The organism is Herbiconiux sp. UC225_62 (genome assembly GCF_042694625.1).
Taxonomy (GTDB): domain Bacteria; phylum Actinomycetota; class Actinomycetes; order Actinomycetales; family Microbacteriaceae; genus Herbiconiux.
Window position 1 is genome coordinate 1163538 of the sequence record NZ_CP170551.1, and the last position, 14007, is coordinate 1177544.

Genomic DNA, 14007 nt, shown 5'->3' on the forward strand with positions numbered 1-14007 from the left:
GCTGCGGGGTGCTGCGTGGGAGCATCCGGAATTTAGTTGTGGCTACAAGTGTTTTACGAGGCATGATGACGAACGCATCCGATCTGCTCGACGCCGACACCAGCATGGGCGCGGTGACCCTCCGCGTGGGGGACCTCGACGCGATGATCGCCTACTACCGCGACGCGGTGACCCTCGATGTGATCGCCCACGAGGGCGACAGCGCGGTGCTCGGACGGGGCGGCGTGCCCGCCGTCATCCTGCAGCACGCACCGGAGTTGAAGAACCCCGAACCGCGGTCGGCCGGACTCTTCCACACCGCCATCCTGTTCGACTCCGAGCTGGCCCTGGCCGCCGCGGTGTATTCGGTGGCCACCCGCTTCCCCGGATCCTTCACCGGGTCGAGCGATCACCTGGTGTCGAAGGCCTTCTACTTCGACGACCCGGAGGGCAACGGCGTGGAACTCTACTGGGACCGCGACCGCACCCAGTGGAGCTGGACCCACGGCCAGATCGAGATGTCGACCCTCTTCCTCGACCCGAACGAGTTCTTGCAGCAGAACCTCACGCCCGAACTCGTCGCCGACCCGCGCGTGGGGGCTGCCGGAGTAGGGCACGTGCACCTCTCGGTCGGCGACGTGCCGCAGGCGCGCGACTTCTACGTCGACTCCCTCGGCTTCGAGGTGACCACGGCGTTCGGCCCGCAGGCCCTGTTCGTCTCGGCGGGCGGGTACCACCACCACATGGCCATGAACGTGTGGAACTCGCGCGGTGCCGGCCGGCGACAGCAGACGCTCGGGCTCGGTCAGGTGGAGATCGTGGTGCCGTCGCTCGAGGACGTCGCCGCCACGGATGAGCGGCTGCGGCATCGGGGGCTGCAGACGGCGAACGACGGACGGTCGCTGACCGTCAGCGACCCCTGGGACAACACGATCCTGCTGCGCCCGGCCGCGAACTGACGGATCACGCACAGAATCCGGGGCACCGGTGCCGTCAACGGCCTCGGTGCCCCGGATTCGGTGCGTTACCGCCCTATTGGCAGACCGTGAGGTCGGCCACTGCCTCCGTGAGCGAGTTCGGGCCACCCAGGAGCGTCGCCCGCTCGGCACCCAGGTCGCGGATCTGCGCCAGCGTGTCGGCCGGGATGCAGGTGCCGGGCACCGTGAACAGCGGAGCGTCGATCTTCGGACCGAAGGCCGAGCCGGCGAGCGCATCCGGGAAGGTGACGCCGGTGGCGATGAGCACCCGGTCCGCCTTCTCGAAGAAGTGCGCGTTCACCGTGCGCGACACCGCGTAGCGGTCCGCGCCACCCAGTCGCACCGTGTGGGTGATCGACCACGAGTCCTCGTAGATGCCCGAGGACACCGACGCCGGGCCGCCGGCGATCACGATGTCGGCGACATCGAGGTCGGTCAGCAGGGCCGAGGTCGAGGAATCGAGGGACTGCTTCGATCCGTCGACCAGGATGACCGGTCCGGCGCCATCGACCGCCGCTCCCGCCGAGAGGGCGTCGGCGAAGGTCGCTCCGGTGGCGAGCACCGCGAACGGTGTGCCGTCGGGGAAGGCCGCCGCGGCGACGTTCCGCGACACCTCGAAGCGGTCGGCCCCGGCGATGCGCGTCACGTCGTCGGCGATCGTCTTGAGCGTCGTCTCGACGGAGGCGCTCACCGACTTCGGGCCGCCGACGATCACGATCTTCGACGGGTCGATCCGCTGGAGTTCCGCCTTCACGACGTCGGGCAGACCGTTCGCCGTGGTCAGCAGGATCGGTGCGCCCGCCGCGGCCGCAGCGGGAGCCGCGGACAGGGCATCCGGGAACACCTCGCCCGACACCACGTAGACCGTGTCGGAGCCCGTGGGCCAGCCTTCCTTCGAGGTGTTGACCGCGACCTCGTAGCGGTTCGCCCCGGCGATCCGGTCGGTCTCGATCTGCTTGACCGACACGGCGACGTGCACCACGGTGCCGCTCGGCTGCGCGGTGAGCACGAACTCGCCACCGCCGGCGGCCGCGTCGGCCGGAATCGCGAGCGAAACACTGGCCGCACCGTTCACCACCGGGATCGGGTCGAACGTCGCCGCTGATCCGGTCCAGGTCGCCGTGAGCGTCGTGTTCTTCGGGCTGCCGAGCGACGTCAGGTCGAGACCCGACACGTCGAAGGTCACCGTCGATCCGGCGAACACGGGCTCGGTGGGCGCGTTCTTCACCTCGACGGCCTTGCGGTCGAACTCCGGCGTGAGGCCGGGGTTCGCCTTGAGGTAGGCGATCCACGCGTCGCGGTCGATGAGACCGGAGTCGCGGGCCTGCGCACCCTTGGCGAGCTCACGGAAGTTGTCGCCACCCGTGGTGAGGAAGCTGAACGTTCCGATGCGGTACGAGGCGGCCGGATCGATCGGCGCGCCGTCGATCCAGATGCCCGTCACGTGGTCGCCCTGGGGGCGGCTGCCGTCGAAGGTGTACTGCACGTTGTCCGAGAGGCCGAGCTTCAGGAACGGACGCGACGGGATGGTGCCGTCGGCGTTCGTCTGCCACTGCTGCTCGAGAACGGTCTTGAACTGCGCACCGGTGAGGCTCGTGGTCCAGAGGTTGTTCACGAAGGGCAGCACCGCGTTCGCCTCGGCGAAGGTCACGACGCCGTCGGTGTTGGCCGGGTTCGTCGCGGTGTTTCCGGCGTAGCGCAGTTCGTCGCGCAGACCGCCCGGGTTCACCACGCCGATCGTCGCACCGCCGCGGTCGGGCGAGCTGAGGCTCGTCACGAGCGAGTCGGCCACCAGGTTGCCCAGGGTCGACTCCGAGGCGCGGTCGTCGCGGTTGCCGCCGGTGTACTTCCCGTCGGGGCCGTAGCTTCCGCCCGAGAACGCCGTGGTGATGTCGGCCGTCACCGACCCGACCGGCTGGTTGCCGATCAGGGCAGCGGCCGCGATGGCCGCGTCGGTGATGGACTTGACCTCCGCGACGCGGGGGTACTGCGCCACCAGGGCGGCGTCATCGGCGGTGGTGCGGGCCACGTTCTTCGCCGTGTAGCTCTCGACGTCACCCGTGGCGGCGTCGAGGGTGAGCACGACGTTGCCCACGTTGTTGCCGTATTCGCCGGTCTGCAGCACGGGGCGCGTCTTGCCCTCGACACCCGGGATCGGGCCGTCCCACGCGTACTGCTTGTGCGTGTGGCCGGTGAAGATCGCGTCGACCGCGGCCGAGGTCTCGGTCACGATCTTGGCGAACGCGCCGCCGGCCGCGACCTCCTGCTCCAGGGTGGCGCCATCGGGGGTGCCGGCTCCGGCGCCCTCGTGGTAGCTGGCGATGATGACGTCGGCCTCGCCGTTCGACTCGTCGCCGTCGGTGAGCTGAGCCGCCACGCGGTTGGTGGCGTCGACGGGGTCACCGAAGTCGAGCTCGGTGATGCCACCGGGCGACACGAGGGAGGTGGTCTCCTTCGTGACGGTTCCGATCACGCCGATCGTGAGGCCGTCGACCTCTTCGAGGGCGTACTCGGGCAGCGCCGGAGTCGTGGTGCCCTTGTCGTAGACGTTGGCACCGAGGTAGTCCCACTTCGCGTTCGGCGAGCCGTCCGGACCCATGATGCGGTCGACCAGATCGGTGTAGCCCTGGTCGAACTCGTGGTTACCCACGGCGCTCGTCGCGAGGTCGAGGGCGTTCAGCACGTCGATGGTGGGCTGGTCCTGCGCCGACGACGACGCGAAGAGCGAGGCTCCCACGTTGTCGCCCGAGGAGACGAAGAGCGTGTTGTCCTCGCCGCCCGCCGCGCGCAGCTGCTCCACCGTGCCGGCGAACTTCACCGTGTTGGCGTCGATGCGACCGTGGAAGTCGTTGATGTCGATCAGGTTGAGATCGACGGTCGACGGCTCCGCTTCGCCGAACGAGTAGCCCACCACGACGGGGTCGTGGTCGCTGGAGCGGTAGACGCTCTCGTCGTAGAAGTTCGTCGCGTTGTAGTTGAAGCGGCTGTACTCCAGCGCGATCGACTCACCCGAGTTGATGTTCCAGATGTCGACGCCCGACACCTTCGCGTCGGCCGAGGCCGAGGCGAACACGTGGTCGAGCGAACCGGATGCGCCGTCGAACGAGTAGCTGTACTTGCCGGTCTTCCCACCCTGGTCGACGTAGCCCGCGTCGGTGATGGCGACGGCCGGGTCTTCCTTCGAGTAGGCGTTGAAGTCACCGATCAGGAAGACGTCGCTCGTACCGAGGTCGGTCTGCAGCTGGCTCGAGAAGGCGAGCAGCGCGTTGGCCTGAGCGACGCGGGACGCGTTGGACGCACCCTGACCGTCGCCCTGGTCGGCATCGGCGCCCGATCCGGAACCCTTCGACTTGAAGTGGTTGACGATGGCGATGAACGCGTCATCCTCACCGCCGTCGACGGGCTCGAACTCCTGAGCGAGCGGCTGCCGGGCGTTCGCGAACGCCGGGTCGAGCAGCACGTGCGAGTCGCCCACCGGCTCCACGACGTCCTTCTTGTAGATGAAGGCGGTGCGGATGACGTCCTGCTGGGCGACCGGCGGCAGCTCGGAGGCGTCGGGTGACGGGACGAACTCCCACTCCCCTTCGCCCTCCGGCAGCGCGGCGTTCAGCGCATCCGTCAGCGTGCTGAGCGCGTCGTCGCGGTCGAGGCCGAACTTGACCGAGTTCTCGATCTCCTCGAGAGACACCACTTCGGCGCCGAGGCCGTTGATGGCGGCGACGATCTTCGCCTGCTGGCGGGCGAGATCCTCATCCTCGGCCGCGCCGCGGGCGTCGCAGCCCGTGTTCACGGTCACCGGGTCGCCGTCGCGGTCGGTGTAGTACGAGCATCCGGAGAGCTCGTCACCGGTGGTGGTGAAGTAGTTCAGCACGTTGAAGCCGGCGATCTGGATGTCGCCCCCCACCTCGGCGGGAGCCGCGGCGCGCACGTTCGAGAACGTGGCGGGAGCCGTGCCCTCGGCGGTGAGCGGGGTCGTGGGCTGGAACTTCCAGATGCCGTTGCGGAAGTCGAGCACGACCGGTGCCGTGAAGGTCACCGCGGAGCCGACCGTGATCGCGGGGTTCGCGGTGAGGTACGGCAGCGGGATGTCCTTGTTCGCGTCCGCGCCGAGGAAGTTGATGCTGGCACCGTCGTCGAGCGTCACGGCGCGGGCGGCGTTGTCGGCCACGGCCGCGGCGTACTCGGCACTGCCCGGACGAGCGATCTCGGTGGGGGTCAGCAGCGGGGAGGTGCCCGAGGCGAGACCGATCTCGGCGTACTGGTTGGTGGAGTACGTGTTGCTCACCGTGAATGCGCCCTGCGGGGCGAGCAGCATGCCCTCGAGCGACTCGCGCTGGGCGGCGTCGCCCGGCAGGGAGACCGTGGCCGGCGTCGGCGCGGTCACCGTGGAGGCGTCGAGCTTCACCAGGCCGTCGGCCGAGGTGACGTTGAGCTCGGTGAGGCCCTGGAACTCGGAGACCGTACCGGTGAGCTGCACGTAGTCGCCCACGGCGACGGATCCGGCCGTGCTCGCGGAGTAGACGAAGATCGCGTCGGACGCGGTGTGCGTGCCGAGATCGACGGCGCCACCGGTGCCCGGGGTCTGCACGTAGTAGCCGTTGAAACCGCCCGTGGCGTAGTCCGCCGTGACCACACCGGTGGTGGTGACGGTGGGCGCCGGGGTGGTGGCGAACGGCGAGGTGTCGGTGGTGCCCTGGAGCTCGGCGATGGTGTGGGTCGCCGGGTCGGTGGGGTCCGTCGGGTCGGTCGGATCGGTGGGATCGGTCGGATCCGTGGGATCGGTCGGGTCGGTGCCCGCCGAGTTCTGCGGGGTCACGTCGGTGGCCGTGTCGAAGTCGGCCGAGTTGTCGTCCGAGTCGGCGAAGCCCGCTCGGGTCAGGGAGTTCGGCGTGCCGTTCGGACCGTCGACGGGCACGACCGCACCCTCGAAGGTGTTCGAGGCGCCGTAGCCGAGCAGGTCGACGATGTCGTCGTCGGCGGCGGTGACCGATCCCGTCGGCGGGGTGAGCGCCTCGGTGGTGTCGGCGAGGAAGAGGGTTCCGGTCGTGCCGGAGGGGTTGATCGTGCCGCCCAGGTCGAGGTCGGGCGTGGGCAGTGCGGCGCCGGTCGCGCCGTTGCCGTTCACCTGCACCAGGAAGTAGCCGTCGGCGGCGATGCTGCCGGAGAGGGGGGCGACGTTCGCAGCGTCGGCCTTCGTGGCCGAGCGGTACTGCAGCGACCACCCGTCGAGGGAGACGGCAGTGTCTCCCGGGTTGTACAGCTCGATGAACTTCTTGTTGAAGGGTGCGCCCGCGCTCCCTCCCTTGAGGTACGCCTCGTTGATCACGACACCGGTTCCGTCGACACTGGCGGACGCGGATGACGCGACCCCGATGAGGGGTGCTGCGACGAGCGCTCCCCCGAGGACGGTCGCGAGGGCCGCTTTGACGGACCTCGACGCTGACTTTGACATGGATCTCCTAGAGCTCGCGGATCACAGGGATTCCGTCATGTTAGGAGCCCGACCGTAACGAAAGAAAGAGTAAACATTTCGCGGAGGTTAATTAAGAAGAACTGACGTTTTGTCACCCCCTCGGGGGGCAAAATGCTATTCGGTACCTCTCTTGACGGCAAGGCATTGACAGGCCGATTCGGCCGATTTCACCCTCGAACAGGGGTCGGAACCCGCGATTTCACCCTCGCGGCTCTCCGAGCCTCGGGCGCGATCGCCACCGGTAGACTGGGAGGACTTCTTTCCCGCTCGATCCGCAGGAGCACCCCGTGCCGAAAATCGTCGTCGACGTCATGCCGAAGGCCGAACTTCTCGACCCCCAGGGCAAGGCCGTGGCCGGAGCCCTCTCCCGTCTGGGCAACGACACCTTCTCCGACGTGCGCGTCGGCAAGCGCTTCGAGCTCACCGTCGACGGACCGGTCGACGAGACGGTGCTCGCCTCCGTGCGCGAGATCGCCGACGAACTGCTGTCGAACTCGGTGATCGAAGACGTCGTGGGCATCACAGTCGTCGACGGCAACGGAGCACACAGCGCGGCGGCATCCGGAGCCCTGGCGTGACCCGCGTCGGCGTCATCACCTTCCCCGGCTCGCTCGACGACCGCGACGCCCAGCGCGCCGTGCGGTTCGCCGGCGCCGAGGCCGTGGCCCTCTGGCACGGCGACCACGATCTCCAGGGCGTCGACGCCGTGGTGCTGCCCGGCGGCTTCAGCTACGGCGACTACCTGCGCTGCGGCGCCATCGCCTCCCACTCCCCCATCATGCGCGAGGTCGTCTCCGCCGCCGAGCGCGGGGTGCCGGTGCTCGGCATCTGCAACGGGTTCCAGATGCTCACCGAGGCGCACCTGCTGCCCGGCGGGCTCATCCGCAACGACCACGGGTCGTTCATCTGCCGCGACCAGGTGCTCCGCGTCGAGAACACCTCGACGGCGTGGACGAACGCCTACGAGACCGGCCAGGAGATCACCGTTCCGCTGAAGAACGGCGAGGGCGGCTACATCGCCTCGGCCGAGACCCTGGAGCGACTCGAGGGCGAGGGTCTCGTCGCCTTCCGCTACGTGGGCGTGAACCCGAACGGGTCGCTCAACGACATCGCGGGCGTCACCAACGAGCGCGGCAACGTGGTGGGCCTGATGCCGCACCCCGAGCACGCCATCGAGCCCGGCTTCGGCCCCGACACCCCGGTCGCCATGCGCTCCGGAGTCGACGGTCTGGCCATGTTCACCTCAGCCCTGCGCAGCCTGCTCGCCGCCTGAGAACGGGCGTAGGGTCGGCCGCATGATCGCCGACATCACCCTGCTCCGGGCCGACATCACGAAGGTGGCCGCCGACGCCATCGTCAACGCCGCCAACAGCTCGCTGCTGGGCGGAGGCGGCGTCGACGGAGCGATCCACCGCGCGGGAGGACCGAGCATCCTCGACGAGTGCCGAGAACTCCGCCGCACGCGCTTCCCCGACGGGATGCCGGCGGGGGATGCCGTGGCCACGACCGCCGGGCGGCTGCCGGCGCAGTGGGTCATCCACACCGTCGGACCGATGTGGAGCGCGCGCGACGACCGGTCGGCGGTGCTCGAGTCGGCGTACCGCCGGTCACTCGAGGTGGCGGGGGAGCTCGGCGCGGCATCCGTCGTCTTCCCGGCGGTCAGCGCCGGCGTCTACGGCTGGCCGGCCGACGACGCGGCTCGCATCGCCGTGGAGACGGTGCTCGGCTCGGGGTTCGAGGGCGCCGTGAGCTTCGCGCTCTTCAGCGACGCCATGCTCGCCTCGTTCCGCACCGCGCTCGACGTCCACAACCGCAAACCTGACGGGTTCCGAGCCGAATAGGCCGCCAGAGGGCCGGAGCTTTGCGGTTCTGAACATCACCCCTTGCGGTCGACCTCGCCCGGGTCCTTCTCGACCGCGGCGAGCGCCTTCGTGTCGAGCTCGGCGGCTCCGTAACCGCTCGCGCGGCGGTGCAGGTAGGTGATGAGCCAGAGCACGATGCCGAGCACCAGCAGGATGCCGGCGATCACGTACTGCTCCGGCGGCCGCCCCGAGGTCCACGGCAGCACCAGCGCGATGCACACGACCGACCCGATCACCGGCAGCACCGTCGGGGTGCGGAAATGCTTGTGCTCGACACGGTTGCGGCGCAGCACCAGCACGCAGACGTTCACCACCGAGAACACGGCGAGCAGCAGCAGCGACGTGGTGCCACCGAGCAGCACGGCGATCGGATTCGCGGGGTCGATCGACACATAGGAGGTCAGCCCCAGCGCGATCACCGTGGTGAAGAGGATGGCGGCCCAAGGAGTGCGCCGCCCGGGCAGCACCTTCGACAGGAAGGGCGGCAGCACCCCTTGCTTGCTCATGCCGTAGAGCAGCCGGCTCGCCATCATCATGTTGATGAGCGCCGAGTTCGCCACCGCGAACAGCGAGATGAACGGGATGAGCGCAGAGATCGGGAAGTCCGGCGCCGCTGTCTGCACGACGGTGACGAGCGGGGTGTCGTTGCCGGCCAGCTCCCCCACCGGCACGATCGCGACGGCGACGATCGACACCAGCACGTAGATCACCGCCGTGATGCCGAGGCCGGTGAGCATCACCTTCGGGAAGATCTTCGACGGGTTCTTCGTCTCCTCGGCCATGTTGACGGAGTCCTCGAACCCCACCATCGCGAAGAACGCGAGCGACGTGGCCGTCGAGATGGCCAGGAACACGTTCTTGTCGTCGGGCGTGGCGAAGGCCACCACCCGCGAGAAATCGGCCTGTCCGCCGAAGATGGCGAAGAGGCTGATGAAGATCACCAGGAGCAGCCCCGACAGCTCCACCAGCGTCAGCACGACGTTGAGTCCGACGCTCTCGGCCACCCCGCGCAGGTTGACCGCGGCGATGAGGATCATGAACGCCAGCGCGACGACGAGCGCCAGCCCCGGTCCGTCACCCAACCCGAATCCGATCGCGAAGTTGCTCGCGAACGCGCCGGCCGCGGCCGACGCCGAGGTGATGCCCGACGACATCACCGTGAAGCAGATCAAGAAGGTCACGAAGTGGATGCCGAAAGCCTTGTGCGCGTACAGCGCAGCGCCGGCCGCCTGCGGATACTTCGTGACGAGCTCGAGATAGGAGCAGGCCGTGATGGTCGCCACCACGAAGGCGATGAGGAACGGCACCCAGGCCGCGCCGCCCACCTCTGCCGCCACCTGCCCGGTGAGGGCGTAGATCCCGGTGCCGAGGATGTCGCCGATGATGAACAGCAACAGGAGCTTCGGCCCCATCACCTTCTTGAGTTCTGGCTGCGTCTCCGGCCGACCGGTCGACTGCGCTGTCGTCGTCATGCCCCCAGCATGCCCCCGAATCGCGTCTACGGCTTCCAGACCATCAGCACGACGACGAGCACGAGGAGCAGGCTGACGATGCCGGAGCCGGCGCTGATCACGGGGTACCCGGCCCGGGCCGCACCCTCGCCCCCCGCCGTCGCCGCTGCCGGCTGCATCGCCGCGCCGGCACGCCGCATCGCGGGGACCACCAGCACGAGGTTCAGCACGATCGCCACGACGTAGGCGATGATCGACCACAGCACCCACGGCGTCGTGACCGACAGCGCGTACTTCTCGTCGGCCATCCCGACCAGACCGAAGCCCAGCACGAAGACGATGAGCGAGAGGTAGCTGAAGATCATGGTCGACTTCGCCAGTGTGCGCACCTGAGCGGCGTTGCCGGAGCGGATGGCGCGGAGTGCGGTCATCGGCAGGATGGCCATCGGCCCGACGATGAACACCGCGCCGACGACGTGCAAGACGGAGAAGAGAGTTTCCATGCCTCCAGGGTAGCGATGCTCCCCGCGCCGGTCGGGACTACTTCGCGCCGGCGATGTTGACGAGCCAGCCGATGCCGTACTTGTCGACGAGCTGGCCGAAGCTGTCGCCCCAGGGAGCTTTCTCGAGAGGCACGCCGATCGTGCCGCCCTCGGCGAGTTTGTCGAAGTAGCCGTGCAGCTCCGCTTCGTCGTCGCCGCTCAGCGAGACGCTGATGTTGTTGCCGGGCTTGTACTCCATGTCCTTCGGCACATCCGAGATCATCAGAGTGAGGCCGCCGGGCGTGGTGAGCTGGGAGTGCATGACCAGGCCGCCCTCGCTCGGGTCGTGGGCCATCTGGTAGTCGTCGAAGGTGCTGACCGTCAGCTCGCCGCCGAAGACCGACTGGTAGAACTCGCCCGCCTCCTTCGCCTGGCCTCGGAAGTTGATGTACGGGTTCAGAACGGTGCTCATGGCGGATTCCTCCAGGTCGGTCGACCACCCCGATCGGGTGGCGACGAGAGCACGATAACAGAGAATGTGGACGCCGTACACATGCTTTCGTGAACAGTGGACGACTCCCCGTCCGCTCAGGCCGCGCAGGCCCCCGACGACACCGGATCGGAGGCCCCGGCCGCCGCCACGACGGGGGCGATCTCGTCGAGCGTCATGGCGTATCCGGTCTCCGGATCGATGGTCGAGCGCGCGAACACCACGCCCACCACGCTGCCGGCCTCGTCGAACAACGGTCCGCCCGAGTTGCCCGGCCGCACGGTGCCGCGCAGCGAGTAGATCTCGCGCGTCACCTCGCCCTGCTCGTAGATGTCGCGACCCACCGCATCCGTCACCTCGCGCACGCGCGCCGGCACCACGGAGTAGCCGCCGTTCTCGGGGTAGCCGGCGACGACCGCCGAATCGGATGCGCCGAGCTCGGTTCCGAGCGGCAGCGGCGCCACGGGCAGACCGGGCACCTCGAGCACGGCGAGGTCGCGCACCGGGTCGAAGACCACGAGCTCCGCGGGCAGCAGTTCGCCGACCCCGCCGACCTGCACGAACAGCTCCTGCGAGCCGGCCACGACGTGGGCGTTCGTGACGATGCGGTCGGCCGCCACCGCCCATCCGCTGCCCTCGGCGTCGGAGCCGCAGGACGGAGCGGAGGAGAGCACCCGCACCACACTTCCGGCGGCGGCGTTCACGGCATCCGGGATGGCGGGGTCCGGCGGCTGAGCGGCCTGGATGCTCTCCGGACCGAACGCGAACACCTGCGGGAACCCGGAGTCGCCGAGTGCGGCGTTCAGGGTTCCGAGCGCGGTGGACGAGGGCACCGGCGACAGCGTGTTGAGCGTCGAGACCACGCGGGAGGAGGCCACGACCTGGGTGACGGGCAGGATGCCCGTGGTCTGCAGGAACCCGGCGAGCAGCCACACCACGACACCCCAGGTGAGCAGTCCGAGCACGGCGCCACCGATCGCATCGAGCCCCCGGCCGATCTTCACGGAGCCGATCACGCGCCGGAGCAGTCCGGCGACGAGGGTCAGCACACCGACGGCGGCCGCCATGCACAGAAGCAGCAGCACCCCCGCCGCGACGGTGCGCTGGAGGGCGTTGCTCCACCCCAGCCCGGCGAGCCAGTCGACCACGGGCGGGGCCACGACCGTGGCGAGCAGCGCTCCCGCGATGATGCCCGCGAGCGAGGCGGCGGTCACCAGCGCACCGCGCCGCCATCCGCTCAGCACGGCGAGCAGGGCGATCACGATCAGCACGATGTCGACGATGGTGTCCATTGCCGCACATGCTATTCAGCGCACCTGGGAGACACGCGTCGAACTGCCGCCGGTGCGCCCGTTGCCGCCCTACCGGACCGGGCGTTCACTGGGAGCACGACGCCGTGGCCGCCGCGACGACACGAGTCGAGGGAGACGGCGATGAGCGACGACAAGACCCCCACCGCGGGCGAGCCCTTCGATCAGACGAACGGTCTGGTCGAGGGATTGCACGGCGACGACGGGGGAACGATCGATCCCGATGCGCCGACCACACCCGCAGGCGTCATCGGCGGCGCGGTGCGCGACCTCGGCGAGGCCATCGGGGCGAACGACCCGGATGACGGTTCCACGCCCGAAGACGCCGATCCGTCCCGCACCCCGTACAGCGAAGACGGAGCCCGCTAGCGCAGCCTTGCGCGTGCGGACACATCGTCAGCTGTCGATAAGCTGACGGGATGTCGGGATACACCACGCCGAAGAGCGCCTCGCTGCCCACGCCGGAGCCGAAGGTGCCGTCGAGCAAGGCCGCATCGCGTTCGCTCGCGTTCGCGCTCTTCATCGTTCTCGCCAACGTGGTGCTGAACACGCTCACGATGTCGCTGGTGGGCCCGGGCACCTCTCCGGTGCTCGCCTGGAGCCTCGTGGTCATCCATCCGCTCGTCGTGCTGGCTCTGTTCGCGCTGGCGCTCGCGTTCGGCGTGCTGGGACTCCGCGAGACCGCGAGCGGAGCGCTCCGGGGCCGCGGACGAGCCGTCGCGGGCATCGTGGTGGGCGGCTTCCTGCTACTCCTCTCCTTCGGCACCGCGATCCTGGACATCGCCCGGACGTTCCTGGCCTAGACACTCCGCCCTCTCCGGGCGCGGGTCGCCGGGCTCAGGCGAAGGCGGCGGAGCGGGCGCGCACGATCGCCAGACCGGCCGTGGCGAGTGCTCGAGCCACCGCATCCGGGTCGTCGAGGTAACCGCCCACGGCGGCGCCGTCGCGGAGCAGCATGAGTTCGCCCGCAGCAGCGGCCGGGTCGTCGACACCGATCGACGCGAGCAGGCGCTCGAAGGCCTGCAGCTGCCAGCGCCGGTGCGCAGCCACGACGAGGCGCACCGGATGCTCCGGATCGGCGTACTCGGCCGCCGCGTTGATGAAGGGGCAGCCCCGGTAACCCGGTTGGCAGGCCGCAGCCATCAGAGCGTCGATCGCCCGGGCGAGGGCCTTCTGCGCGTCGCCGCCGGCGGCCTCGAGCACCTCGTCGATCGCCGCGCGCTCCTCGGCGGCGCGGCGCTCGAGGTAGGCCACCATCAGGTCGTCCTTCGAGCGGAAGTGCCGGTAGAAGGTGACCTTCGTGGTGCCGACGCGCGCGATGATCTTCTCGGCGCTCACCGCCCGGAACCCCTCGGCGTAGAAAAGCTCCGAGGCCGCTTCGAGTATCCGCTCACGCATCGGAAGCCTCTTTCTCGACCCGATTCGACAGCAGTAGGGTTACTGGTAAGTCTACCGGACGCCCCCCTTGATCGAAAGAAGAGCTCGTGACCGAGAACCTCAACCAGATCCCCCTCACCACCATCGACGGAACCACCACGACCCTGGCCGACTACGCGCCGGTGAAGCTCATCGTGAACGTGGCGTCGCGCTGCGGCCTGGCGCCGCAGTACGAGAAGCTCGAGCAGCTGCAGAAGACCTACGGCGACCGCGGGTTCACCGTGCTCGGCTTCCCGAGCAACCAGTTCCTGCAGGAGCTCTCCGACACCGACAAGATCAAGGAATACTGCTCCACCACCTGGGGCGTGACGTTCCCGATGTTCGACAAGGTGAAGGTGAACGGCAAGTCGGCACATCCGCTCTACGGCGAGCTGACGAAGACGCCGGATGCCGCGGGCAAGGCCGGGCGGGTGAAGTGGAACTTCGAGAAGTTCGTGATCACGCCCGACGGCCAGGTGCACCGCTTCCGCCCCACCGTCGAGCCGGACGCGCCCGAGATCGTGGCCCTGATCGAGTCGTCGCTGCCCGCGCAGGCGTAGCCGCGCC

At 69.0% G+C, this 14007-nt stretch carries 13 protein-coding genes; 7 read left to right on the forward strand and 6 right to left on the reverse strand.

Annotated features, from left to right (window positions below; all coding sequences use genetic code 11):
* Positions 1–62: 62 nt before the first annotated feature.
* Positions 63–938 carry a VOC family protein gene (locus ACFJGU_RS05635; protein WP_382308410.1) on the forward strand — a complete coding sequence of 292 codons (876 nt, stop codon included), beginning with the start codon at positions 63–65 and terminating at the stop codon, positions 936–938.
* A gap of 73 nt (positions 939–1011) precedes the next feature.
* Here the strand turns inward: ACFJGU_RS05635 and ACFJGU_RS05640 are convergent, their stop codons facing one another.
* Entirely contained in the window at positions 1012–6408 is a 5397-nt protein-coding gene (locus ACFJGU_RS05640) for an ExeM/NucH family extracellular endonuclease (protein WP_382308412.1), read from the reverse strand.
* A 308-nt stretch (positions 6409–6716) separates the two neighbouring features.
* Between ACFJGU_RS05640 and purS the strand changes: the two genes are divergently transcribed.
* Genes purS through ACFJGU_RS05655 form a run of 3 tightly spaced genes read left to right on the forward strand, consistent with a single transcriptional unit; the run spans position 6717 to position 8270 of the window.
* Entirely contained in the window at positions 6717–7007 is a 291-nt protein-coding gene (gene purS / locus ACFJGU_RS05645; RefSeq protein WP_382308413.1) for a phosphoribosylformylglycinamidine synthase subunit PurS, read from the forward strand.
* Positions 7004–7702, forward strand: coding sequence for a phosphoribosylformylglycinamidine synthase subunit PurQ (gene purQ / locus ACFJGU_RS05650; RefSeq protein ID WP_382308414.1), 699 nt, complete (start codon positions 7004–7006; stop codon positions 7700–7702). Before purS ends, purQ begins: the two co-directional genes overlap by 4 nt.
* A 22-nt stretch (positions 7703–7724) precedes the next feature.
* Positions 7725–8270: an O-acetyl-ADP-ribose deacetylase gene (locus ACFJGU_RS05655; RefSeq protein ID WP_382308416.1), complete on the forward strand. Its 546-nt coding sequence runs from the start codon at positions 7725–7727 to the stop codon at positions 8268–8270.
* Between the two features lie 35 nt (positions 8271–8305).
* On the opposite strand, the gene ACFJGU_RS05660 is transcribed toward ACFJGU_RS05655, so the two are convergent.
* The 4 genes from ACFJGU_RS05660 to ACFJGU_RS05675 all read right to left on the reverse strand — a co-directional run bounded on the left by ACFJGU_RS05660 (position 8306) and on the right by ACFJGU_RS05675 (position 12006).
* Positions 8306–9763 carry an APC family permease gene (locus ACFJGU_RS05660; protein ID WP_382308418.1) on the reverse strand — a complete coding sequence of 486 codons (1458 nt, stop codon included), beginning with the start codon at positions 9761–9763 and terminating at the stop codon, positions 8306–8308.
* Positions 9764–9789: 26 nt separating this feature from the next.
* Positions 9790–10245, reverse strand: coding sequence for a DUF2269 family protein (locus ACFJGU_RS05665; RefSeq protein WP_382308420.1), 456 nt, complete (start codon positions 10243–10245; stop codon positions 9790–9792).
* A 37-nt stretch (positions 10246–10282) separates the two neighbouring features.
* A complete protein-coding gene (locus ACFJGU_RS05670) occupies positions 10283–10696 on the reverse strand; it encodes a VOC family protein (protein ID WP_382308422.1) in 414 nt (137 codons plus the stop codon).
* A gap of 116 nt (positions 10697–10812) precedes the next feature.
* Positions 10813–12006, reverse strand: a complete 1194-nt coding sequence (locus ACFJGU_RS05675) for a MarP family serine protease (protein WP_382308423.1) — start codon at positions 12004–12006, stop codon at positions 10813–10815.
* Between the two features lie 141 nt (positions 12007–12147).
* On the opposite strand from ACFJGU_RS05675, the gene ACFJGU_RS05680 reads away from it, so the two are divergent.
* Together ACFJGU_RS05680 and ACFJGU_RS05685 are read left to right on the forward strand one after the other, a co-directional pair.
* Positions 12148–12393 (forward strand): hypothetical protein, encoded by a 246-nt coding sequence (locus ACFJGU_RS05680; RefSeq protein WP_382308424.1) that lies wholly within the window; start codon positions 12148–12150, stop codon positions 12391–12393.
* Between the two features lie 50 nt (positions 12394–12443).
* A complete protein-coding gene (locus ACFJGU_RS05685; protein ID WP_382308425.1) occupies positions 12444–12827 on the forward strand; it encodes a hypothetical protein in 384 nt (127 codons plus the stop codon).
* A gap of 34 nt (positions 12828–12861) precedes the next feature.
* On the opposite strand, the gene ACFJGU_RS05690 is transcribed toward ACFJGU_RS05685, so the two are convergent.
* Complete coding sequence (locus ACFJGU_RS05690) at positions 12862–13422, reverse strand: TetR/AcrR family transcriptional regulator (protein WP_382308427.1); 561 nt, start codon at positions 13420–13422, stop codon at positions 12862–12864.
* 86 nt (positions 13423–13508) lie between these two features.
* On the opposite strand from ACFJGU_RS05690, the gene ACFJGU_RS05695 reads away from it, so the two are divergent.
* Positions 13509–14000, forward strand: a complete 492-nt coding sequence (locus ACFJGU_RS05695; protein WP_382308429.1) for a glutathione peroxidase — start codon at positions 13509–13511, stop codon at positions 13998–14000.
* Positions 14001–14007: the final 7 nt, after the last annotated feature.

Bases quoted from the DNA above. Each gene is read 5' to 3' on its own strand.
- ACFJGU_RS05670 (WP_382308422.1), bottom strand. From the start codon at position 10,696: ATGAGCACCGTTCTGAACCCGTACATCAACTTCCGAGGCCAGGCGAAG.
- ACFJGU_RS05685 (WP_382308425.1), top strand. From the start codon at position 12,444: ATGTCGGGATACACCACGCCGAAGAGCGCCTCGCTGCCCACGCCGGAG.
- ACFJGU_RS05660 (WP_382308418.1), bottom strand. From the start codon at position 9,763: ATGACGACGACAGCGCAGTCGACCGGTCGGCCGGAGACGCAGCCAGAA.
- ACFJGU_RS05655 (WP_382308416.1), top strand. From the start codon at position 7,725: ATGATCGCCGACATCACCCTGCTCCGGGCCGACATCACGAAGGTGGCC.
- ACFJGU_RS05680 (WP_382308424.1), top strand. From the start codon at position 12,148: ATGAGCGACGACAAGACCCCCACCGCGGGCGAGCCCTTCGATCAGACG.
- ACFJGU_RS05690 (WP_382308427.1), bottom strand. From the start codon at position 13,422: ATGCGTGAGCGGATACTCGAAGCGGCCTCGGAGCTTTTCTACGCCGAG.
- ACFJGU_RS05675 (WP_382308423.1), bottom strand. From the start codon at position 12,006: ATGGACACCATCGTCGACATCGTGCTGATCGTGATCGCCCTGCTCGCC.
- ACFJGU_RS05640 (WP_382308412.1), bottom strand. From the start codon at position 6,408: ATGTCAAAGTCAGCGTCGAGGTCCGTCAAAGCGGCCCTCGCGACCGTC.
- ACFJGU_RS05665 (WP_382308420.1), bottom strand. From the start codon at position 10,245: ATGGAAACTCTCTTCTCCGTCTTGCACGTCGTCGGCGCGGTGTTCATC.
- ACFJGU_RS05635 (WP_382308410.1), top strand. From the start codon at position 63: ATGATGACGAACGCATCCGATCTGCTCGACGCCGACACCAGCATGGGC.